The 24100-nt window shown below is 65.2% G+C and carries 12 protein-coding genes; 1 reads left to right on the top strand and 11 read right to left on the bottom strand.

Annotated features, from left to right (window positions below; genetic code table 11):
- Positions 1 to 18: 18 nt before the first annotated feature.
- The 8 genes from dpdD to dpdE are packed head-to-tail and all read right to left on the bottom strand — an operon-like array spanning position 19 to position 17437.
- Complete coding sequence (gene dpdD, locus ACGFI9_RS23000; protein ID WP_393180737.1) at positions 19 to 2271, bottom strand: protein DpdD; 2253 nt, start codon at positions 2269 to 2271, stop codon at positions 19 to 21.
- Positions 2268 to 2807 carry a phospholipase D-like domain-containing protein DpdK gene (dpdK, locus tag ACGFI9_RS23005; RefSeq protein ID WP_393180739.1) on the bottom strand — a complete coding sequence of 180 codons (540 nt, stop codon included), beginning with the start codon at positions 2805 to 2807 and terminating at the stop codon, positions 2268 to 2270. The genes dpdD and dpdK overlap by 4 nt, the downstream gene beginning before the upstream one ends.
- The gene (dpdJ, locus tag ACGFI9_RS23010; protein WP_393180741.1) at positions 2804 to 7261 is read right to left on the bottom strand and encodes a protein DpdJ; all 4458 of its coding nucleotides are present in this window, start codon (positions 7259 to 7261) and stop codon (positions 2804 to 2806) included. Before dpdJ ends, dpdK begins: the two co-directional genes overlap by 4 nt.
- Positions 7255 to 8019, bottom strand: coding sequence for a hypothetical protein (locus ACGFI9_RS23015; RefSeq protein WP_393180743.1), 765 nt, complete (start codon positions 8017 to 8019; stop codon positions 7255 to 7257). Before ACGFI9_RS23015 ends, dpdJ begins: the two co-directional genes overlap by 7 nt.
- Positions 8016 to 10931: a hypothetical protein gene (locus ACGFI9_RS23020; protein ID WP_393180745.1), complete on the bottom strand. Its 2916-nt coding sequence runs from the start codon at positions 10929 to 10931 to the stop codon at positions 8016 to 8018. The genes ACGFI9_RS23015 and ACGFI9_RS23020 overlap by 4 nt, the downstream gene beginning before the upstream one ends.
- Positions 10928 to 11887, bottom strand: coding sequence for a hypothetical protein (locus ACGFI9_RS23025; RefSeq protein WP_393180747.1), 960 nt, complete (start codon positions 11885 to 11887; stop codon positions 10928 to 10930). Before ACGFI9_RS23025 ends, ACGFI9_RS23020 begins: the two co-directional genes overlap by 4 nt.
- A gap of 1 nt (position 11888) precedes the next feature.
- Positions 11889 to 14327, bottom strand: coding sequence for a protein DpdF (gene dpdF / locus ACGFI9_RS23030; protein WP_393180749.1), 2439 nt, complete (start codon positions 14325 to 14327; stop codon positions 11889 to 11891).
- Positions 14328 to 14329: 2 nt separating this feature from the next.
- The gene (dpdE, locus tag ACGFI9_RS23035) at positions 14330 to 17437 is read right to left on the bottom strand and encodes a protein DpdE (RefSeq protein WP_393180751.1); all 3108 of its coding nucleotides are present in this window, start codon (positions 17435 to 17437) and stop codon (positions 14330 to 14332) included.
- A 526-nt stretch (positions 17438 to 17963) separates the two neighbouring features.
- Between dpdE and ACGFI9_RS23040 the strand changes: the two genes are divergently transcribed.
- Complete coding sequence (locus ACGFI9_RS23040) at positions 17964 to 21038, top strand: DUF3427 domain-containing protein (RefSeq protein WP_393180753.1); 3075 nt, start codon at positions 17964 to 17966, stop codon at positions 21036 to 21038.
- Between the two features lie 559 nt (positions 21039 to 21597).
- Here ACGFI9_RS23040 and ACGFI9_RS23045 read toward each other — a convergent pair.
- The 3 genes from ACGFI9_RS23045 to ACGFI9_RS23055 all read right to left on the bottom strand — a co-directional run bounded on the left by ACGFI9_RS23045 (position 21598) and on the right by ACGFI9_RS23055 (position 23640).
- A complete protein-coding gene (locus ACGFI9_RS23045; protein ID WP_393180755.1) occupies positions 21598 to 22170 on the bottom strand; it encodes a hypothetical protein in 573 nt (190 codons plus the stop codon).
- A complete protein-coding gene (locus tag ACGFI9_RS23050; protein WP_393180757.1) occupies positions 22167 to 22823 on the bottom strand; it encodes a hypothetical protein in 657 nt (218 codons plus the stop codon). The genes ACGFI9_RS23045 and ACGFI9_RS23050 overlap by 4 nt, the downstream gene beginning before the upstream one ends.
- Before the next feature lie 145 nt (positions 22824 to 22968).
- Entirely contained in the window at positions 22969 to 23640 is a 672-nt protein-coding gene (locus ACGFI9_RS23055) for a hypothetical protein (protein WP_393180758.1), read from the bottom strand.
- Between the last annotated feature and the right edge of the window lie 460 nt (positions 23641 to 24100).

The raw sequence follows: 24100 nt of genomic DNA on the forward strand, positions 1-24100 counted from the left end.
GCCGGGCCGCCGGTCCGGTCAGTGAACGTCGTCCGGCCTGAGATCGCCCACAGTCGTCGCATCGTTAGAAAGCCACTCCTCTGCGGCCTCGATCAACGAGGTCGACCCCTTCCCGGCGGCGTAGCGGATCGGCCGGGCCGGCCGTTCCGCTTTGAGAGCGGTGGTGGCGGCATGGGCTGCGGCTCGGTCCATCACCACGAACAGGTCCACCGCCCGGGCCGCAGCGCGCAGCGAGTCTGTCGCGACATGATCAGCGCAGACCAGCACCTCAAGGCCTGGATGGCGCGAGCGCAGGATCCGGGCGGCGCGCTCCAATGCCTGTTCCTGTAGTGAGTAGAGGGCGATGCGAGTGCCGGGACGAATCGTCCCTGGCTGCTCGCCGACGATTCGCTCCGCTGGCGGGACGGTGACGGTGAGCCCGAATGACGGGGCGAGGTCAACGGCGACGGCCAGCGCCGCCGACGGGATCCGCCCGGCGTTGTGTAGGCCAATTCGCGACAGCATCGGCACGGCGAACTTGTCGAGGCTGTCAGTGGTGCCGGCTCGATGTGCCAGGAGGTGCTCGAGCAAGTCCAGACCGAGCGGCACGTCGGCGTCGGTGAGGAAGGGATCCCATCCGGCGCGGAGCAGTTCCACCACCTCATCGAATGCCTGCACGCTGAGACCGATTGCGACGAGGCCATCAACGAGCTGCACGATGCGAGACATGCGGTGGCGATCACCACTGTCGTCGTGGTATGCCCACAGCTCCAGCACGCGGTAGCTGAGCGAGCGAACGTCGTCGACCGTCGCGTTACTGCTCTTCAGATCGCGCACCAGATCGATGCACACGTCGAGCCCGGGTGACAGGCGTCCCGGCCCGTCGCCTGCCGTGATCTTTTGGATCGCCAGACCGGCGGCGTCCGTTCCACCGGGGGCCCGCAGTTCTGAGACGCCTGTCTGTGCGATGGATTCGGCGAGTTCAGACAGTCGTTGTGGCGTCGCTGAGGCGGAGAACAGGTCGACGATCCTGTCCGGCAGCGTCATCGGTTCGATCTGCCTGTCGACGCGTGGTGCCGGGCCGAAGGCACGGCGGATGGCCTCGTCGCCATGTGCGGCGCGGTGACGCGCCAGCAGGGCCAGTGCCGCAGCCGTGAGGGTGTGCGAAACCGCCTCGACCACCGCGGGCAGGTCGACGACGTCCGTGGGGATGCGCGATAGCAAATCGACCGCAGCATCGAAGCGCCCGGCCTCAATGGATTCGTGGGCACGGTGGCGAAGCTGCGTGACGGAGGACGCGGCCTTCTCCGCGTCGTCCGTTCGGCTAGCGGTGGGCTGGGCGTCTAGCACGGCGACGATGCCCGGGTCACTCGTCCAGCCGGCGCGTGTGAGTCGCTCTCGCACCATCTCGGGTGACTCGCCCGCGGTCAGCGCCCATAGCGTGTAGTACCGGGCGCCGGCCGCGGACCGGATCGTCGACACGGAGTCGATCAGGGCGTTGAAGCGGGTCGCGACCGCTCCGAATGCCGCCAGATCGGGGGGATCGGGGAGCTTGGACATGGCCAGGCGCGCCAGAGCGTCAGAGGCCAAGCTTGGCCGGGGCAGCTTCAGGAGCGTGTCCAGTTCCGGATGCTCATCGAGTTCGTCCCAGCGTTCGAACGCGGCGAGCACCTGGATCTGGAGGAACATTCGGTTCGCCCGCGACAGACGGTGATCGGAGGCGAGTACCGCATAGGCCGCCGCGGACTCCTGCTCTGCCCCTGCGGCGCAGGCATCGGCGAGCTCCCCGATGAGCCGTCCGATGGGTAGTGAGAGACGGGCGTGTCGCCGCGGCGCTCCGGCAATCGAGGTCAGTAGGGCCTGGACCGATTCGCGTACCTCGATGCGGGCGGCCGGGGGCGTGTCGGCAACCCGAAAGCGGTAGACGTACCGGCTGTCACCGGCAAGCGCGATCGCCGCCCGTTCCAACAGGTCACCGGTCGGCCTGGCAGCCAGGCTTTGGCCCTCGAAGTCGGTCCAGGTTTTGCCGATGTGCGACTGTAGCAACTCCCGCAGCGTGCGGGACTGCTCCGCGCTGAACGCCATGGCGAAGTAGTGGGTACTGCCGTCGATGCGTGCGGGCAGCACCACTGGCTTCGGAGGGTCCTGTGCGACGAGTTGCTGCGCGATGGTGACGAGTTCATCGAGTTGCCGCACAGCACCGACACGCAGTTCGTTGGGCAGGGCGAAGAACGTGCCTTGAAATGATTCCCAGCGCCGTATCACTGGGGCTCCGGTGGCCCGCTCACTCATGCGAACAAACTCATCAGTTCGGTGGTAACCGTCGCGACGTGGCCCGGGTCGGTGGAAACGGTCACCAACTCCCCGTTGATCTCGACGCCTCGGTAGGTCAAGTTCATCGATCCGTGGACGATCCAGTCATCACCACCGATCGCTTTTTCGTGGTCCAGGGCGGTCCCGGGCTCGTGTGTTGATTGCCGCGGATGGAACAACGCCTCTGTTCCATCGCGTCGAGCGACGTCGTGGAGCCGCTCTACGAAGCGGGTTTGCGGCTCGCCCGACCCGCAGTGCAGGTAGACACTGGTCTGCTGGGCGAGCAGGGCGCGCAGGATCGCCGACAGGCGGATAACCTGTGCTCCCCAGGTTGCATCGAGGGCGCTGAAGCGCCCGCCGCGATTGTCGAGCAGTGGCACGTCGCTGATCCAGGGCGAGGCGACCAACAGGCGGCGCCCCGGTGCCAGCAGTTCGCTGACGATCAGACTCTGGAGAGCCTCTGCGATGAGACGGTGCGGGCGGGCGGCGAGCCGGTGAATGTGGCGAGTGGTCACTGCGGCGACTCCTCCAGAGACACGTCCACCGCCAACAATCCGTCACGGCGCGAGGTCGCATCGACGTGGGGGTGGACATGTAGCCAACCCAACTCGATCGGCTGGGTGACGATGTGTTGCAGCGCCCGCTTGAGTCGGATTCGGTCATTGCTTCCCGACACCAGTCGGCAACGCCCCGCCATAGCGATGGTTTTGGTGAGCTGGTCGGTCCAATCGAGTTGGTCCACATCGACGTCGTCGTAAGACTCAGGCAAGGTATCCAGCACCAATGTTCGTTCGGTCATCGGGGCGTCGCTGACGAAGCGATTCGATGCTACGAGGGACTGTGCCCGACGCGCCTCGGCGCTGGGCCATAGCAGTCCCTGAAGCACGGACTGCATCCAGGCCTGGTTCTGGATAGCTCCTTCCGGAACCGCCTTGACCAGCTCAGCGCGGATCATCGGATCGGCGGCAAGAGCCATGCAGATGCTGCGGTGATCGATGGCAAACCCGGCACGCACCTCGACGTCTTCCCAGCGGGTGAGGCATTCCCGCAGCAGCAGGTCGGAGTACGGTCCTGAGTTGGCCCGAAAGACGCGGCTGGCCAGTGTGGTGACGGTGGCGTGAGCCGGGCTGACCCCATAGTTGGTGAGCAGAGCAAGCAGGCTCTGCCAGCAGCCGAGCCGGTCTGTGGTGGCACTGCGGAACCGGCGTGCGGCCTCAGCGATCTCGGGCTCTGTGTCAAGCAAGTTCAAGGTGTGGCGGAGCGACCGGTCGACCTCCTCTAAGTCGGACGGCTGCAGCGCAGCAACCACGAGGTAATCGAACTGTCGCGGATCGTCACTAATGCGGGAGGTCAAGGCCTCCACCATGCCCCCACCGCCGATCGTGGCGTCGCTGAGGACGAATGCCACTGTCGGGCCGTCGGTGACCGGGTCGACGTCGACAACACTGTCGAGGTCCGCGTCGAAATCGGGGCACAGTTGCTGGGCTGCGGCTTGCCACGCGGCAGCCACCGTGTGCACATAGCGGGCGCGCAACCAGGAAAGCCACGTGTCGTCCGGTTCCGCGGTGAGGAGGCCGATGCTGTCGGCGATCGCATCCGTCACCGCAGGGTCATGAAGCGCATCGAGCAACTGCTGCTGCCGTGGACTCAAGCCGTTGTCTTCGTCTTCGTCTTCGTCCTCGTCCTCGAGTCCGACCAGCCCTTGGCTGAGCACATCGGAGACGAGTTCCCGCCAGCGCGCCGCGGGCAGGCCGGACAGGTGCGCTGGGTCGGTGTTATCCCGCACCGTCGCCGCGGCCGCCGCGACAAGGGCTTCCGCAATGTTGTGGGAGAGGAACGGATCGATACGCAGCGCGCGCAGCCCGATGCGAAGCCGGTCGACGAAGATGTCTCGCCGCAGCTGCCGAAGCCGGCGTGGTGAGCGATGAAGGTCAAACGCTGCCAGCGTCTGCGGTACCGCGACAGTGACGACCTGCGCATCGACGCTGGCCTCGTAGCCCACCGCTGCCGGATGCCCGTGCCAGCTGAAGCTATTGGCGATCTGCTGGCGTCCGCCGACACGGCGCAGCACCGCGGCCGACGTTTCCGTGGCATACCGCCAGGTGTGCAACGCACCGCAGCCGACGTGCAGGTATGCCTCCACAGACAACACGGTGCTGACCAGCGGGCCGCTCCGTGGTCGGAGCACCTTAATCGCGTCGGCAGGCGCCTGTCGGCGCACCTGCCAGTGCAGGCGACCGTTAGACGAGGGCCGCACATCCGGATCGGGCACCTGTGGTGCGGTGACGAGCGGACGAACCAGAGGAAGTGATCCCTGATTGTCGGGCACCTCTCCGATGACGTCTCCGCTTCGTGCAAGGCCCAGTTCGAGTGCGACGGCCTGCCCGTCAGGCGCGGGTTCGATCCACAGGCCCCGTCCGCGCTCCACCGCCCAGCGCATGGTCACCTTGCCTGGTGCCAACTCGTTGAGCGCCATGTGCACTGCGATCGATTCACGGGCCGCCTCGTCGTAGCTGGGTGGCGGTTCGATGGCGACCTCGGGCAGGCACAAGTCGCTAAACAGTGCTTTGGGAATGAATTCCGGCAGGGGCGAGTCGTTGACCCACTCCTCCCGCTCGGGTATTGCTCTGCCGTTGTCGTAAGCTGCCCACCGGCTTACCAGCCGCCGCCGAGCCGTGGGCACCGCGTCCAGAAGCAGCGAGCGGGGCTGTTCCCAGCACACCGCCTCGACTTCCTCCGGCGTCAGCCGTAGCGACGAACCGATGAAGGTCATCAGTTCCTGGCGCTCGGTGCCCCCGTTCATCACTCGAGTGAGCAATTCTGCCACCTCTTCGCGCAGGTGCGCATGGGTGGAATCAGGCTGGACGAACACGCTGCGCATGCGTTGGCCACCCGTGCGAGCCGTCACGTCCAATCGGTGCGCCGCCCAGTCGATGAGGCACATCGCCGCCTGCATCTTGCGCACTGACTGGTTGCCTAGCGGTAGGCGTTTCTCAGGGAGGGCCGGGGCGAGCAGCGTTTCGTAGTCCTGGTATGCGGTGCGGTCACGTCCGTAGTCTGACAACACCACGACGGTCCACGGGCGCTGTGTCCGCGTCCGCCCGGCTCGTCCTCGGCGCTGCAGGAACGACGCCACGTCGCGAGGGGCTTTGTGCTGCAGGACCGCACCCACGGATGGGTCGTCAAACCCCACCTCTAGGGAGGACGTGGTCACTACGACGTCGGCTCCTACCTTGACGCCGGTGTCCTGCGACGACGTCCGACCGATGGTCAGCCCCTGGTCGTCGAACCCGAGCCGTTCGGGCATCCACCACTGCTGGCCGTCTGCATCTCGCCGAGCCCAATCGGTCACCGGGCCGGACCGCCCGGCAGCGCGGCTCATGCGCAAACTCGCGAGAGCGACCCCGTTGCGCAAACGCCGACCCGTCTCGGTGAAGCCCTCAGCGGACAGCATTTGCCGATATAGCCGGTTGACCAGATCGAGGTTGTCGCAAAAAGCAAAAACACGGTTTCCATACGCGCCCAGCGAGGTGGGCTGGTGGTCGAGGACACGTCGCAGCAGCATGAGCGACTGGATCGTGCTCGACAATAGGGCGGTTTGCTGGCCGGGGTCGCCACGCAGCACCACCTGGTACTCCCGCCCGCGCGCCCTCATGTCCTCCTGCCGGGGCTCGACGGTGGTCACCGTGCCATCGGCGAGCCCGCAGAGGGTTTCGAAGAAGCGGCCCGAGTTCGCCAAAGTCGCGCTCAGCCCCACCCAGGTGGTGGGCCGGCCCAGCAAACGTCGCCACCGTCGCAGCAGGTAAGCGACCTGGGCACCATTACTGCCCTCGTAGGTGTGCACCTCGTCGAGCAGCACCAGCCCGGGTCGGCTCGCTGCCTTCGGCCCTACGCCGAACACGTGCATGCTCCACCCGTCGCTCAGAGATCGGTTGAGCATCTCTGTGGTCGTGAATAGGAGGTCGGGTGGGCGGGAGTGCATGGACCGACGGGTCAGTGCGACCTCGTCGTCGCTGACCTGCTCGCCGCAACGTACGCAGGTGAGCCGCTCACGCTGCCGCTGCGCGGAAGCGGCATAGTCGGTGAAGCGCCAGACGAGCTCGCCTCCGCACCGGCCGTCATAGCCGGAGGCGGGGCACGTGAGATACGGGCACACCCAGCCCGTGGCGGCTCTGCGCCACGCCCGGTTTGGGGCCCTGGCCGCTTCGGCCGCTTTCGGGGTGTTGCCAAAGTATGCGCCAAGGCGAATCTGCCGACCACCTCCCTTGCGCAGCCGCCGCGTCTCGTCAAGAGCCGAGGCGAGTTGGTCCTTGAGCAGTTCGTTGCGTGGATATATCGCTACGACACCGACGCCGCGGGGGGACTCGGGCCGGGTGGCGAGGTAAGTCAGCGCCGGCAGGTAGAACGCGAGCGTTTTGCCGCTGCCAGTACCCGCGCTGACGACGACACCGCGATCGCGACCGGCCATCGCGGTAAACACCTCGATCGTGGAGTCCAACTGAAAGGCCGACAACTTGCGTCCGTCGAGGATCTGGCGCACCGCTTCAACCTGCGGGCCGGACAGTTGACGAGCTGCCAGTTGTGTCGCGACGGTGTCCGGAGTGAGATCTCGTTCGGGAAACCAGCGGGGTTCATGACGGAAGCGGAAGTCGGCGACCAGAGGCGGGGCAGCCTGCCAGGGCCGGTTGGGGAACTGCTGGCGAAGATGCGCCATGAGCCGGATGGTCTCGGCCATACGGGTCCGGTACTCCGTCGGCCATCGTCGCTCAAGTTCGAAGACCAAGTTGTGCTGGAGGAGTTGCTCGAGGAGTTCCCGGGGATCGTGCGACGGCGCCGCCGCGCTAATTACCTCAAGGAGCCGGTCCTCGGTCCAACTCTCCTCAGTCAGCCCCCAGACCAGGTAACGGGCCTCCACGTCCTCGACAACGTCGAGCACACGCAGAACGGCAGCGGAAAGATCGCTCACCATTTACGGACCCCGTATCCCTCACCGTTGCCATCCCTGTCCAGCCACAGGCGAACGGCTGGGGTGACCAGCGACCAGGGTGCACCATTGTCACCGGCGGCGGCCTCGACGAACGCCTTGATCTCCGATGGAAGCTCGGCCAAGCGCCGATCGATCTCTGCTCGAACCTCCTCCCACGCCGCTGAGTCCCGCCTCCACTGCTCGATGGCCGCGGGAGCTTCTTGCGCGGTCCCGTTGTACGGACGCGACAACGACAACTTGATCCTGCTGATGCGGTACTGCAGCGACTCGTGACCTGGCATAGCAGGGATGGGTCGGCCGAGGTCGGCGGGTGCAAGGCGGCGCTGTTCCTCCGCCGCCGCGCGGGTCAGCGCCCGTTCCAAGTGTGCGGCGGTGGTCTCCGCTGCCTTCAGTGCTTCCTGGACCGCGCCGCCTCGTAGACGTTCGGCGAGCTCTCGATCAGGATTGGTGGCTTCCGTCGCGGCCCTGCGCAGGTTCGGAATCGCCTTGGCGGCTGCTGGTGATAGCGCGGGCCGGACGTACTCCACATCGAGCGACGAGATTTGTTCACCAATCCGCAGGCAGGCCTTGAGGCTGGCGACCAAGGTCTCTGCACGGTTGCAGGCCACAGTGATCGCGGTCAATTCTGCCTCGGTCTTCTTGCGATCAGCGCGGTCGGCAAGGGCCAGGAGTGTCTGGTTGGCCCGATCGGCCAACGAGCCAGGTCCCGATCTTGCATCTGCACGGGGCAACTCCGTCACTGCTTGCTCAGCTCCTCAAGAGTGTCCGCGAGTTCCCGCAGCGCACGCTGCAGCCGGGCCCGATCGTACCTGTCCGAGGCACCACTAGGGGCACTCGTCGTATCGCGCAACGAGTGCAGAATGTGATCACACATCCGCCAATAGTTGAGCAGGTCGGCGAGAGCAGGAAGGGGATCGACTGTCAGGTGCCAGATCGCCCCCGAGTCCGCCGAGGACGGCACGAGTTTGTTGAGCCGCCGCAGCAGGTCTAGCTGCTCGCCGGTCACCTTGTTTCGTAGTCGGTCATAGGTGGCCTTGGTGCCAGCATCGGCCAGCACGGACTCCCGGTGTGCCTGATACACGACCCTGTCCATGGCCGTCAGCGCTTCGGGGAGGTCCTCACCCTCCGCGACGTGCTGCCCGATCTCCCGCAGGCGGTCCCGCACCGGTCTCCACAAGGAATCCGCCGCGCTGCTCTGCGCGTCGTGAAATCCACGTACGTTGATACGCGCATCCGACTGGGTCTGCAGTTCGGGGGGCAGTTCGGTCAACTGGGCGCACCGTACGAGATCTTTCAAAACGGCGCCTGCGTCGAAGATCGAGGGAGCGCCGTCGCTTTTGCGTTGGGTGAGGTTGTCTCGCAGGATCATCAGAGCTGAGGTGCGGTACCGCGCCACCTCGGCCAGAAACTTCACCATGCCGGGATTGATGGAGTCTGGACGTTGCGGCCTGATCATTACGCCGAGGGCTTGAGCAGGCGATGAGACCCGGCGGCCGTCGACACGACTGAGCACCCCCAGGACTGCGAGAGCCGGGCCGACCCCGAACGTCGTCTCGCGCCGCACCCGCTCGACAATCTCCGCTTCCAATGCAGCCAGTCGGGCCTGCAGTTCGAAGAACCAGCGGCCGCCGTTCGGTCCCGCCAGACTCTCTGTGGCGGCGAGGACGCCCTTCAAAAGCACCGCATCCTGATCATTGGGGAAGAACTTGATGGTGAGGCTCTCAGGGGGGGTGCTACCGCCGCCGGCCGAATTGTCTAGCCACACGTGGCTGGTTCTGATGGCCACCGGCCCGACCAGGACGCTGGCGCCAGACCGTTTGACATTTACTCCATGAGGGCCGTTCTGCAGGCGGGCAGCGAGGACGTCGAGAATCCACCGGCGAATATTCTTCGATGTGGTCGCCCCCAACCGCACGCCAGCAACCCACCGGTCGAGTTCATGAATTGCCGGCGGCACCGGCGCAATCGCCTCGACAGGTGTGGCCGACGGTGCGCTGTCGTCGCCGAGTTCGGTCAGGCGGACACCAAGAATGTCAGCGATATCGCGTACCTGATCGTCGGCGGCGGGCGGATTGATCGCGTAGAACGCCCGCAAGCTGATCTCCGCCTGCGGGGTGCTCGACTGCCGAGTAATCGCGTCGCGCATCTCGACAGGCACCAAGAGCCTGGTGGGCTCAAGGCCCGATGCGAAGCGCGCTGAGGGAAACTGGCCCGGCTTGGACAGTTCGGCCTCGGCAACCTCGAGCGGTTCCCGGATCACCTGGCGGAGAATGTTGCGAGGATCAAAGCCGCCTTTGGGGCTGGCGAGCTTGATCAACCGGTCGATGGCCGCGCCGTTGAACGGGAACAGCCCGTGGCCCTCGCGGGTCACTCCGAAGGTCGGATGGCACCGATCGCGGTAGGTGCACTCCTCACAGCCGTTGGGAACGTCGTCACCCGATCGGTCGGCTGCAGCGAGGGCATGGCGGCCAACGCGGCCGGCATTGAGGTACTTGCCGACCAACGACCGCAGGTCCGCGCTCTGCACCTCGGCGAGATCCACATCCATGGTGTAGTGGACACCACGGTCCGCAAAAGTGGCATACCGGTCGTCGAGATAGCCTGAGGTGACTGCAATCGCGGCGCGGATCCGACAGAGGTCCGCGCGGGCAGGCACCGTCAGTGCCTGAGCCAACTGCGCATCGATGCCGTGCAACAACACCAGGTCTTCAATGAATAGGAACAACTCATGGTCGCGCCGAGCCAGTTCGGCTCGTACGTCCTCAAAAACATGCAGGAGGTCTGTCGCGCTGCCGGTGAAGACCTCCGCGATCGTGCGCGGAAGGTAGTAGTCGAGAACGGATGCCGCGGCGGCTCGGAAACTCCGGTTGTTTGCGAAATCACGGACCTTGCGCTGAAAATCCTCACTAAAGTCAGCGAACTCGTCAAGGTTGATACGCAGGTCAGCTTCACTGATGTGAAGGTCCTCTGCGTCGACGTCCGCATCGGGATCGTGGCCGTCCTTCGCCAGCTTCGCGATCCGCTCGATTGGGCCGCCGGGCCGCGACAGTTGCTGCTTGAACGAGTAGTCGCCGATCAGCCGAGCGAGGCGCTCACGGATGATCTGCAGATCCGCACCTGACAAGTTTTGGATGACGGGGGCGTCATCGAACTGCACCATCCGATGCATATGGTTGAGTAGCGCCAGCATCGCCTCCTGCACCGTGGTTACACGCGATGCCGCCCGGGCAAGGCTGGCCCGGAGATTGTCTGCGGCAGGGGTGTCGATGCCGTCGAGGATGCATTCAATGATACGGCGCAGGGACGTGTTGCGCTTCTCGATGTAGACGACGTGCCAGTCATCGCGACGCGGGGCGTGAACGCGCAGCCAGCGGACGAGGTGACTCTTACCTGTGCCGACCCGGCCCGTGATGAACCGGATGTGAGGTTCGTTTGAGTTGAGCGGCTGACACAGATCGCTCATTACATCGTCTTCGGTAACGGGCTGACTGACGCCTGCCTTAGTCCGTCGAGCCAGTGGCACGGACTGGTGCACGGCGCTGAACACCGCATCGGCTACCGGGTCACCGAAGTCCAACCCACCGGCGTCGACCTGAGCGGCGATCTGAATTTCGGCCCGCGACCAGCACGGCGGAATCGATGTCGGCGTCACGAAAGCTCCTTCGCCGGGATCTGAGGATGCCAGTCCAGGTGCGAGACCCGGACGGCGTCGCCGGGGACACCGAGGGTGACCACCAGAGTGTCCGTGTCACTTTCGGCCGGTGGCAAGGTGAGGTGTCCCCCCGCTTTGAGTTGGTGTAGCGACATCGACAGTCCCGGGGAAAGGTGTTGGACGTCGTCAGGCTTCCACAGCGTGTGGAGCCCACCGTCGCTGACCGGTAGTCGTTCACCACAGTGCGCAATGAACTCGGCCGCCCGCATGCGTCCGGGTGGCAGATCGGCCAACTCCTGCAAAAGCGCGGCACTGGCGTCGGCCACCAAGGATCTGCCGGAGATTGGTGCCGCCAATCCGAGGTAGGGAGTCCATCGACAAAAGGAGCGATACTGTTCAACGTTGGTTACTGGCCAGTCGCGCTTGTTCTGTCCAAACCAGCGCTTCTGGGCCTCGTCGAACCTCCGGCCCGCGCCGAGCTCGAAGTCGAACGGCTTTAGCGGCTCCGGCACAGCGAACAGGACCGCCACCGCATTGACGAGATCCCAGACCCGGGGATCCGCGCCGGCTTCGGCGGTCGTGGCCGCGATGCTCCAAATCTGCGACCGCAGAAGCCGACTGAACGAGATTGCAGTGACCTCGAGTGAGGTGCGCCAGCGCCGCCGAGCCGGCTCGGCTGCCGTGACCTCCATGCGGTCCAGTTCCACGAGCTTCAACGTTGCCAATGCGCTCAGCGACTTTTCCGCGATCAGCCGGCCGCTCGCTGCGGCGCCGTCAATGTCGTGGTCGGTCTCCTTGTCAGTGTCGAGCGGCTTCATTACTTCCGGGAGGCCGCTCGGCGCTACCAGTTGGATTAACTCGTCCTTGGCGCACCGGGCACCACGGTGGGCCATGACCGCGCGAAGCAGGTACCGCATCGCCTCGGGCAGGACATCCGGGGGGTTGAGCAACGGCACGTCAGATCCTCCTCAACAGATCCTCGATCGCGTAGCTGGGCGCCCATGCCTCGTGCAGAAACCGTCGCGCATCAGTTGGGTCACGACGCGTCGCGGGCGCCAGCACGATGCTGAGGGGCTGGCGGGCGAGCAGAGCGAGAGCTCGGACCAGAACCGCGTCATCGACCGACGTATCGACAATGAGGAGTGTGGGAACCCGCCATGGCGTGTCGACCTGCTTCGCCCAGGTGTGCAAGTCCTCCACCCACCACGGCTGATTGGTGCGGGGGCGTAAGGTGACGGCCTCCGGGTTGGCGACGAAGACGGTGACGCCCCTGCGGAGAAGACGATCGCTCAAGGCTCTTACGGCGGCGTCGTCGGGAGACTCCAAGCGCACGCTCATCCTGCCGTTGTCCGACAGGCACCGCAGGTCGTCGGCGGCCTGCATGTATACATTGCCGGCAAGTAAGGTTTCTCTGGCCCGGGTTAGGCGTGGCAGCCGCCCAGTACGTCGGCAATACGGGCAGCCACCGCATGCCGCAGTGACCGGAAACTGGTTCCCATCCTCGTCTTCTAGCCGGTACCGGCGTGCCAGGTACTGGTTGGTGCATTCGTCGAGGCCGAGCACAAGGGTTGTCGCGGCGGTCAGCGCGGCATAGCTGGCCATCAGGGTGGACCGCTGACTCTTGGTGAATCGTTGTGCGAATGCCGTCGCGTCGTCGAGGTCGCTGTGTACGAGTTCGATGGTGGCAGCGGTCCGCTGAGCATCGAAGAGCGTCTCCACCTCATCATCTGAGGCATCCGGGGGGACGTTCTGCGGCACCGGCCATCGACGCTTGATCATTCCGGCCCGACTCATCGCGGACAGGGTCTGCACGTTCCAATAAATGTTGGCGTCGCTTGCCGGATAGGTGACCTTAGCGTGGTCGGCACGTAGGTCAACGGTAAGCTCATCACCCTCCCATCGACCGTTGCGCATGCTCTGCCAGCGCTGCCACGCCAGATCGGGACCAATCAGGCGCTCCCGTGCCATGTCGCTGGCCACATCCATGTCTGCCTGCGTCCAAAGGACCAGGGACGCTGCCGCTTGACCGTCGCGGCCGCAGCGCCCAACCTCTTGGTAGAGCCGGTCAACGGACTCAGGTACACAAAGGTGCACAACGGCACGCACGTCCGGGATGTCAATTCCGAGACCGAAGGCGGAGGTTGCCACCACGATGTCCAAATCCTGGGCCGGAACGCCCTCCAAACGCAGGCCGCGGACGGCCGCCTGTCTATCGCTTGGCTTCGGGTTGCCGGCGATTTCCGTCACGGCCCCAAATCCTGCGTCAGCCAGCCAGGAACGCGCCGTCCTGGTGTTGGTGGAACGGTCCGAGAGGTGCAGCGTCGTATAGACGAGAGCAGGACGAGGAAGATGCCGTAGCGCCTCGATCAACTTGTCACGCTTGTCAGCTTCATCCGTGCAGGGCGCTGACCACCACGCCGGCTCTGGCCGGGTCATCTGACCGGACACGAGCAGACGGTTGTGACCGGGAAACAGTCGGGCGAGCGTCGCCAGGCCGTAGGTATCCAACGTTCCGGTGAGCAGGACAGTGGCTGCTTGGCGGCCCTGCGGAGCGATGTCGAGCAGGCGTTCCCGAAGGCCGGCGAACGCCTGGAACGCCGGCCGGAACGCATCGCCCCACTCCGCCACTATATGGGCCTCGTCGACGACAATGAGGTCAAGTGTTCCCCGCTCGGCGGCCTGCATCAGGGGTATGGCGAGCGCGGTACAGGCTGCCTCCGGTGCGGCGACCGTCAGCCATTGCGAACCTTCGGCGAGGCGGCTGCAGATCCGTTCCTTGTCTGATGCGGCGGCGGCGCCTATGTAAGCAAACCGGTCGCGGTCGTCGCCGACTAGTCCTTGTACTCGCCTTTCAAGATCCATCGCAAGAGAGACGGTCGGGACCACGATGATCGACTGGCGGGGCCGGCTACGGAGCGCTCGCGTGAGAACCACATCGCTCTTGCCCGATCCCGTGGGCAGTACAGCGATGACTGTGTCGCCGGCGCCGGCAAGGGCGGCTGCCCGCAGTGCGTCGCGCTGGCTCTGGCTCTTGGCCACGGCGCGATTCATTGTCTGCTGGTAGAACGAGTCCGCTCGGACGCCTTCGTCCGAACGTCGTGGCAGGCGGCGGCTCGGGGCGTCGTCCGGCGATGTGGTGTCGTAATGATCGAGCCACCCGGGCTTCCACGCCGTCGGCCGCACGGTCATGCCCTCGTGGAGCAGGCCGAAATCGGACCATGAGCGCGGATCCCACTGCTCGAGCGGTGTGCCCGGCAAGGCCAGCGTTGCGTAGTCAGCGGCCACAAGCCCTGAACGGATCATCACAGCGATGTCGGCGGCTGGCGCCTCGCGCCAGGACAGCCTGCGTTCCAGCCGGTGGTCCCGGGCACGGAGCTCCGCAAGTGTCATGGCCATGCTTATGCCTCCGGCCCTGTGAGAAAGACGACGCCACAGGAGTCGAGCATCATTTGCGGCGCCTCGACAGCCGCTAACACCGCCTCCAGAATGCGCGGGTCGTTCGAGGCGTCCGCCCCAGCCCGACGACGCGCCTGTACCACCGCCTCCTCCTGTGCATGCGTCGCCTTCGCTCCGGTGCAGGCGTCGCGGATATGCTGCTGCACGTTGGGGCGGCGCGCGACCCACCGCAACGCGTCGCGAGCGGCTTCTTCGCACTGATCCGGCCAGCTCATCCCTCGGGTAAGCTGTTCCAGCCGTTCCGGGCGGCTGCCCAGGTCGTCGCCCATGGTGGTGTCGAGCTGCCGGCATACCTCGTCTGGGGGTTCGCCCAGGCCGGGCCGCCACCACAGCCGCTCGGACAGCGGCGGGAACAATTGGCCCAGCCGGGTGCTGGCGGCTGCCGCAGCCGCTTGGTCAACCGCTCGTAGATGGTCAACAGGCGTGGGATCGGCTGCGATGACGATGCTGAACATGAACACCGCCACGACGAAACCGGGCTCCCGGCGCGGCTGATGGATCTCAGTTGCGAAGGCTCGTCCTCGATCGTCGCGCATCGCCAGGTCCGCGAACCGGTCGACGATGGGCTCGCCCCACCGGAGTAATCCGGCGCCCCTTACCGCCATGGCACGTCGGTGGGCGTAACGGCGGCGCAGGTTATCTGGCCCGATCTTGTGGACGTCCGACTCTGTTACGCGGGGCGGGCGCCGGGTGCTGATACCGAAGCGCGTGCCGTGCTTGTTCACATCCTCGGTGAAGCCGAGAACCTTGACGGCATAGCCGCGGAACGCACTAAGGGTACGGTCCGGGCGGTCGCCCTCGATCATGCTGCGAGCCAACTGCCCGTCCTCGGCGCGGTCCTCGATCGCGTCGAGTAAATCCTGTCCCTCGATTCGCCGCCGCTGCGCATCTAGATCGTCTCTGCGCGCAGCCATTCGGACGCTGGCGTCGGGGAGCCCTCGGTCAATGGCGTCAGCAAGGAAATCGCGTTCGACCTCCGATAGTACGTACTGCAGTGTTGCGCTTGACTCTCCGAACAGGCTCAGCCCCTCGTCAAGGGCATGCCGCCATCCTCCCAGGTGCGAGTCGAGCGCCTCGGATTGCTCACGAAACGCTGTCGAGCGAACGGGAGTCTTGGCTGAGGTGCCTCGTGGAGCCCATCGATCAAACCGTCCCAGACGCTGTTCGATGCGGGCAATGTTCACGGGCAGGTCCAGGTGCAGGACGTCCTCAACGGCCTGCAGGTTGATGCCTTCCTCCCCACTCCGGTCCATCACAATCACAGCTCGAGCCGGCTCGTCAACGAAGCGGCGGGCCGCTTCGCCACGCTCCGCAGCACTCATCGTCGACAACAGGCGCACAACGCGGTCGGTGCCGAACTGAGCTTCCAGGCGCTGCGCAGCCGCCTCGGCCGTCTTTGGGAACGAGCACGCCACCGCGACACGATGGCTTCCGACGTACGGCCATGCCCACTGCACCACGGCCGCTAGCCGGTCATCGTCGGTGTCTAGTTGGAGGATCGCCTCGATCTGATCGGCAACTGAGATGCCAAGTGCCGTACCAGCGAAGGCAGTCAGGGACGCGGTCTCCGCAGCGTCAAGATCGTGGCCGGTCTCGCCGCGCAGGGCCATCGCAAGATCTGCGAGCGCAATTACCGGTGCCATGGCTCGGCCGAGAACAGCACGAAAGAACTCTTGAGCGTTGTGCGACTCCAACGCGGCCAACTCGACGCGCAAGTCATTGATCATCCTCAGGACAGCGGGACGGCGGGCGTCCGTATCAGTCGTCAACCAATCCCGTCCCAGCGTGCGGCCACGAACAGGGAACAGGCGGGCCAGCGTGGCGCTTCTGCGCGTCCGGATCATTCGGCGATGGATGCGGTGCGTCTCGGCGAGTTGCGTTCGGACGCGGTAGCAAACCGCTCGGACAGCATCGGTGTCACGGTCTGCGATTAGGCGCTCGAGCACATCCAGTTCCTGCTGCAGCCACTGCTCATGGGGCAGCATCTGCCGCAACGCCGAACAGGGCTCATCGAGGAACATGACCGGCGTGTCGTCGCTGAGGGCAGCCAGGGCCTGTGCCAAGTCATCACGGATCTCGACCCGGTGCCGGAACTCCCGAACGCTGTCGAGCGGGTAGGCTGAGGGATCAAGTAGGTGAAGCATCCTCAGGAAGCCATCTTCGTTCGACCGCACCGGAGTAGCCGAGAGCAGCAGCACATGTGCCGCTGCGTGAGTGATCTCGCACAGGCGTCGGTAATCCCTATCACTGTCACCATTCGTGGCGGTCAGCCGATGCACCTCGTCGATGATTACGATCATCCGTTCCGCTGGGGTGGCCGACGGAATGGCGGTGTGAGGAAGTACCCGGACCCGATCTGGAAACTGATCGACGCGGAACTTCGATAGCAACTCGTCCTGCCACTGGTCGGACAGCCCGTCCGGCACGAGAACGAGCGCGTCGCCAGTGTCATCAAGGAGGAGTTGCCGCAGCACCATCCCTGCCTCGACCGTCTTGCCTAGGCCGACTTCGTCCGCGAGCAGGTATCGCTTTACGGGGTCCGCAAGAATGCGGCGCGCGGCTCCGACCTGGTGAGCGTGTGTCTCGACGCCGGAGGACCAAATCCCGGCCAGCCCCTGAGCGGCGACGCGCTGACGGAGAACATCCCTCACGAAGGCGGTTCGGCGATCATGCAGGAACCGACTCTCGACGGTGCCGGTCTTTAAAAGCGCCACAGGATCATGAACGGGCTGTGACCACCGTACGTACAATCGGTTGATTGGGGCGTACTCGGAGTGCCCGTTGAGGAAGTCGACCAAGTACAAGCCGCTGTCCGAATCGTACTCATCGACGAACCCAATCCGCCACGTTCCACCCTGGAAACACCAGACTCGCTGGTGCCGCTGTAGCCGCATCAGCCGAAGGGCAGCGTCTCCCACCGGGATCACTATCTCATCTTTCGCAGGCCCGTCGAAGAAGCGAACAACTCCCGCTTGCTTGCGGAACTTGCCGATGCCGTACACCGGATGCTGAACGAAGACATCGTCACTCTTGGCAACTGCGTCAACCAAGGGGGGGGTTCCTGCCCAATAGGCGGAGAATTTCCTATTCGAGACACCGCCAGGGCGCAGGCATCCGGTTCAACGCCGGTCGTCGGCTCCATCGCGGCGGCCAACGCAATGGCGACGTGCACGATGCGCGTCGACCCCTCGGACCCAACCGGCGAGTCGGCGACCACAGCCCGGTGTACGTCGGAGCGCGGCTTAGCAACGAACGCCGCCGCCGACTGCTCCGCCTTGCTCAAAGGCGGCAGCAACAACTCAGTAAGCACCGTCACCCCGCTTCCCACTGACGGTCCCCGGACCCTACCGCCGGCAGTCCCAGCGGCGGGACCCCTGAGCAGTCATCCGTTCGGCTGGACCGAGTTAGCCTCATTGCTATGTCAACAGCTCCGGATGTTTATATTGCTCCAGGCAACTACCGGCCGGGCGACGTACCATGCGGGCAGGTTGGGGCTTCAGGAAGGTCCTCACTTCGTAGTCCGCACCGCGTGCGTCCGGGCAGCGGGCTGAACGCGGGCTCGTTAGCCTTCCCGGCGTGACTGACCTTAGCCGGGGCATATACGAGCACTTGATCACTGGAGAGCTCGCCGAGCAGCTCCAGCAGGTCGACCCCGCCCTGGTCCAGCATGACAAGCTCAACCCGGCCGACGCCCACGACGTACTCGCCCGGCACGTCGCGATCCTCGCCCGCCGCGCCCTGCTCGCCGTAGGCGGTGGCGACGACAAGCTCGCGCGACAGGTTGAGCTCGCCAACCGCATCGCCAAGGGCATCGCCAACGCCGAGCCGCAGGCGGTCGCGGCTGAGGACCAGGTCGTCGACGCACAGCGCCTGCTGCATGCCATCGCCGCCCCACCGACTCCGCCCGCCGCACCCGCCTTCCCGGCACGCCCCACCACTCCGCTCTTCACCGGCGCCCTGCTGGTAAACGGCCGCCACCAGCCGCGAATCGGCCACGAGGTCGCCCACGAAATGGCCTCGGCCGACCGGGTGGATCTGCTCTGCGCGTTCATCAAGTGGCACGGCCTGCGCATAGTCACGCCCGCGATCCGCGATCTGATCGCCCGCGGCGGCCGGCTGCGCGTCATCACAACCACGTACATGGGCGCGACCGACCAGCGGGCCCTGGACCGGCTCGCCGAGCTGGGCGCCGACATCAAGGTGTCGTATGAAACCCGGACCACCCGCCTGCACGCCAAGGCCTGGCTGTTCCGCCGCAACAACGGCACCACCACCGCGTACGTCGGCTCGTCGAACCTGTCAAAGGCCGCGCTGGTCGACGGCGTCGAGTGGAACGTGCGGATCTCAAACCTGGAGCAGCCGCACGTCATCGACACCTTCGAGGCGACGTTCACCGACTACTGGAACGACTCGGCGTTCGAGGCGTACGACCCGGCGAAGGACTCCGAGCGGCTGCGCATCGCGCTGCGCGGCGAGCGCTCTAACGAGGCGCCGACCGAGATCGCGAACCTGGACGTGCGGCCGTTCCCGTACCAGCAGGAGATCCTCGACGACCTGGATGCCGAGCGGCTGGTGCACGGCCGCTGGCGGAACCTGGTGGTGATGGCGACCGGCACCGGCAAGACCGTGGTGGCGGCGCTGGACTATCGCCGGCTCCGCAAGGCTGGCGATGTCGACTCGCTGCTCTTCGTCGCGCATCAGGAGCAGATCCTGCGGCAGAGCCGCTCGGTGTTCCGGCAGGTGATGGGGGACGGCAGCTTCGGCGAGACCCTCGTCGGCGGCGATAGGCCGAAGGGCTGGAAATACGTCTTCGCTTCGATTCAGTCACTACATCAGCAGGAGATCGACCCCGAGGCGTACGACATGGTGATCGTCGACGAGTTCCACCATGCTGAAGCGCCAACGTATGCCCGACTGCTGGAGCGGCTGCGGCCGCGCGTACTGCTGGGGCTGACCGCGACCCCTAACCGGAGCGATGGCGGCGACGTGCGGCGGTGGTTCGACGGCCGGGCCTCTGTGGAGCTGCACCTGTGGGAGGCCCTGGAGCGGCAGCTGCTGGCGCCGTTCCAGTATTTCGGGCTACATGACGACGTCGACCTGTCGCAGCTGCGATGGAAGCGCGGGCAGGGGTACGACCCGGCCGAGCTGGACGGCGTCTACACCGGCAACCACGCCCGTGCCCGGATGATCCTGCAGGCGGTACGCGATACCGCCGACGTCGAACGGATGCGGGCGCTCGGGTTCTGCGTGAGCATCGGGCACGCCGAGTTCATGGCGGACTGGTTCACCAAGCACGGCGTACCGTCGGCGCCGGTGACCTCACGGGTCGACGCCGCCGGGCGGCAGGCGCTGCTGACGGCCTTCCGAAACCGTGAGCTGCGGGTGCTCTTCACCGTGGACCTGTTCAACGAGGGTGTCGACCTGCCAATGGTCGACACGATCCTGATGCTGCGGCCCACCGAAAGCGCCACGATCTTCCTGCAGCAGCTCGGCCGCGGTCTGCGCCTGGACGACGACAAGCCTTGCCTGACCGTGCTCGACTTCATCGGCGGGCAGCACGCCAACTTCCGCTTCGACCTGCGCTGGCGGGCTCTGACCGGGGTCAGTCGGCGGGCCGTCGAGGCGGCCGTGCGGGATGACTTCCCGTCGCTACCCAGTGGCTGCCACATCGAGCTGGACCGAGTGGCGAAGGAGCTCGTGCTCGCCAACCTGAAGTCGGCCCTGCCGACCTCGAAGAACGGTCTGGTGGCGGAGCTGCGGCAGCTCGGTGACGTGAGTATGGCCGAGTTCCTGCGGGAGAGCGGCCTGGAGATCGAGGACGTCTACCGATCGGCGAGCATCGGCGGGTGGGCAGGACTGCGGCGCCTCGCCGGCATTGACACCTCGGCCGGCGGGCCGGACGATCGCGAGCTAGGCCGGGCCATCGGACGGATGTTGCACATCGACGACATCCACCGGCTGGACCTGCTCACTCGGCTCGCGTGTGGCGAGCACCCCGGCGGCGGACGGCTGCTGAACATGCTGCACTTCAGCCTCTGGGGGCCGTCGGTGCCGCTGACCGAGTGCGATGCCCGGTTGAAGCGGCTCTGGGCGGAGCCGGCGCGCTGCGCGGAGTTGCGTCAGGTCGCCGAGGTGCTGCGGGACCGCATCCACCGAGTCACGGTGGAGCCGGAGTCGGTGCGGGTGCCGTTGCGGGTGCACGCGCGCTACAGCCGCAACGAGGCGTGCGCGGCCTTCGGAATGGCGAACCCGGGATCTTTGCGCGAGGGGGTGAAGTGGCTGCAGGACGAGCAGGCCGACCTCTTCTTCGTCACCCTGGTTAAGTCCGAGGAGCACTACTCCCCGACGACCATGTACGCCGATCGGGCCATCACCGACAGCCTGTTCCAGTGGGAGTCACAGAGCACGACGTCGTCGGCATCGGCGACTGGGCAGCGCTACATTCACCACGCCGAGCGGGGATCGACAGTGCACCTGTTCGTCCGGGAAACCAAAGTCGCCGACCGCGACCTAGGCGCACCACCGTACCTGTACGCCGGACCGATGACGTACGTGGAACACAGCGGCGACCGACCGATGCGGATCCTCTGGCGCCTGCAGCACCCGCTCTCGGCCGACATGTACGCCGCCGCTCGGGCCATCGCCGCCTGAGCTGGCTCACCCGCCCACCGCAGCCGCGACGGGTCCGGGTCATCATGGCCGAGGCCAGGCCATGCAGGCAACAGCGGTGAGAACACCAGACCGCACGACCACCTGGTCTTCGTTCCATCCCTGGTTCCATGTGTGCGTCATGTCGTCGGGCAGACCGGCAGGCGCCTGAAGAACGCTCGCGGAGGTCAACAGCAAGACCGCGTGCTTGTTAAGTGCCGCACGCTTCACGTACCAGGGCCCGCCCACGACGGGCCGCACGCGCCGCCGCCTGGGCGCGTGCCGGCCGCTGCCGCTGTCGCTCTGCGGCCGTCACGCCTGATGCCCGGCGCCTGGCGCGGAGAGCGGGAAGCCCGGAGGGCCGCCGCAGAACGACAGGCCGTTGACGGGTTAGGTGGTGGGCCGGCAGCCGGCCGGGGCGCGGCGGCCGTCGCACCGCCGCGCCGTAGGGCGAGTCGCCGCCGGCCATGGTGGGGATGCGGCGCGGAGTGTGCGGGGCGGCGTTGCCGGCAGGCCAGGGGCCTGCCCGGTGGACACGCGCCGCACCCCCACCACTGCCTCATCAAGACGCTTCCGGGCCGTCGTTTGAAGACCCCAGAGACCTAGCGTCGCTGTGTTCCTGTTGTTGAATAATTCGCCGCTTTCCGTCGAAACGTTTGCCTTGAATCGTGACAGCTCGCGGCATGCAACCTGGCTCATGCATTAGGCCAAGCACGATCGACCCAAGCCCAAGCTTTTGCCCCATCGATTGCAACGCCTCACGAAAGTAGGGCATCGCAATTTCGAGAGAGGTGCTCTTCAGGAAAGCGGATATAGCATCAGATGGAGGCTTGGGCCCTTCGGGCACATCAAATGTTTCGAGGACTGTGACTTCGATGGAAGCAACTGGGGAGCCCTCTGAGCTGTGGATCGGGACGTCCACATTCCATCGACACTGGAACACTTGGTTATGGAATCGGTATTGACCCCGGAGTTCCGCCGTGAATTCGTGAACACCTCCGATGGGGAAATCCCCCGCAAGTTCTCCTGACCATCGCGTTACCTGCACGTCCGCGAGTTCTAACTGATCGAAGAACGATTCGGATTCCCTTTCCGTAGAGGGCTGTTCGAGGACGCCATCAGCCACATCGGTCACGCTGCACTCTCCCATTGGAGCTCAACGGCTGGTACAAAATCGCCGTCCTGTGAGGCGAGTAGCTCCCGTTGCTTCTGGCTGCGGCGGGCCTCGGCCTGCCCTTCAACAGCGATCTCTAGGTCCAGCTGAACGAGCTCGTTCCATTCATGGTCGATATAGTCCTCGACCTGAAGGATTGCCGCATTTGCGACAGTGACTTGCTCGGGCGTCAAATACTGGTCCTCATCACCTAGACCAAAGTGCTCGTCCAGCCAGGCGTTAACGCTTGGCCAGGACCAGATCTGGGTGGAACCACGTTCACCACCACCAACCGAGCCCAGCGCAGATGGGAATCCGCCTGGTCCCCGCTGTCCCTTGACCCATAGCCGTACAGCCTCCCGGGTCATGCCGACACGACGAGCAATGTCGCTGACACTGACTAGGTCTTGGTCAATGCCATCGACGTGCGCCTCCGGGATTGCATGCGTGATCCGCCGAGCGATGGTTACGACATGGCTGATTGGGTCATGGTCGTCACAGTAGATGACGGCCAAGGTTCTGCCGTCGACGCTTTCCCACGAAACCTCGCAGAGAGGATCTACGGCCCCGATGCGACTCAGGACGTGAGGGTCATGTAGATCAATGTTTCCCACATGCAGAGCGATGCGATACATGGCCTCGTCTCCTAAAGTGGACCTTGTTCCTCGCCCGGCTTGCCAGTCCGCCCCTGCCGGCCAAGCTCCCTCCCTAGGGACCCCCCTGGAGCGAGTATAGGTCCGATGTTGGCATCCGCCAACAGCCAAGGTAACGTACCCGGCGTTAGCTCCGTGTGGTGGATGCGATTTCCGTACGAACGACTGATATGCGGCCACGGAGCAGGTTCGCTGTGTTACGCAGGTCAGCTACCCGCTCAAGACGCCTTGGAACCTCGTCCAGCACGGCTTCCGCCTCCCGGATGACCTCCTCAGCCGCATCTACCGGGACGTTCGGATCCTCCGTCTCAACACCTTCGGCTGCGAGGGTTTCCCTGGCATCGCGGCCCGCCGCCGTTGCCTCCATGTCCCACTCGTCCGCCCGCTCGATGAGCTCATCGATGCGAACGACGTTGGCCTCCGCGACCTCGAGCAGCTCTGTAGCCCTAGCTATCGTCTCGAGTTCCTCAGCCTCTGCCAGCGCTTCGTCGACCCGCTCATGCAGGCGTGCCCGATGAAGCAAGGACTCTGCTGCGGCGATCAAGCGATCAGCCCCTGACAGAAGCCTCTCTGCCTGCTCGATCTTAGGTTCTTCCTCTTCAATGCGATGAGTGCACGTTCGGACCTTGCGCTTGAGAGAACGGGCAGGTCCCCCTGGGGATTTACCTGTTCCGAAGATCGGGAAGAAGCAGTGTTCTTCGGAGTCTCGCCGGCAGTAGAGCTGCGCCGCTCCCGTGTGGTCTTCGGCCTTCCGATACCACCAACCATGCCGCCGCGCGAGGTCAAGCGCGTCCTGCATGTCGCCGTCTTTGTGGTCGGGCCACTTACGGGTCGGGGGTATCCAACGCCTTTCGGCATCGCCAGACATACGCAGTCACCCCGCATTTTCGTCGCGCAGGCTTCCCGGGCAAGTGTGAACGAGAGGTGTCCCGGCGCTCACCGACCGTCATTGTGCCACGCATTGTGAGTGGTACAAAGCCGAGAACTTCTCTCGTTTGGACCCATCCCGTTCGCCGCTCGCCAGACAGAAACCAAACCGTACGTTCTTCTTGTTACCAGGTGCCGTTGTCGCCCGTTCCGAGGCGGGTCCTCTGTGTCTCTAGAGGTTTTACACGTGGGTCTGACATCTCCGTTGGTCAGGTTTCTGGTCCGGACTTGAGCCGTATAAGAGCGACCGGCAGTAGGCATCCAAGATACGGACAGGCGGGTACTCCGATGTAGCGAGCAGGCACGGGAATCGATCATCAGAGTTGTCTACG

Origin of the sequence: Micromonospora sp. NPDC048930, assembly GCF_043197935.1 — a bacterium.
GTDB lineage: Bacteria > Actinomycetota > Actinomycetes > Mycobacteriales > Micromonosporaceae > Micromonospora.

Coding starts and splice junctions, on each gene's coding strand:
- dpdJ (WP_393180741.1), bottom strand. CDS start 7,261: ATGGTGAGCGATCTTTCCGCTGCCGTTCTGCGTGTGCTCGACGTTGTC.
- ACGFI9_RS23050 (WP_393180757.1), bottom strand. CDS start 22,823: ATGTATCGCATCGCTCTGCATGTGGGAAACATTGATCTACATGACCCT.
- dpdF (WP_393180749.1), bottom strand. CDS start 14,327: ATGGCCATGACACTTGCGGAGCTCCGTGCCCGGGACCACCGGCTGGAA.
- ACGFI9_RS23055 (WP_393180758.1), bottom strand. CDS start 23,640: ATGCAGGACGCGCTTGACCTCGCGCGGCGGCATGGTTGGTGGTATCGG.
- dpdD (WP_393180737.1), bottom strand. CDS start 2,271: ATGAGTGAGCGGGCCACCGGAGCCCCAGTGATACGGCGCTGGGAATCA.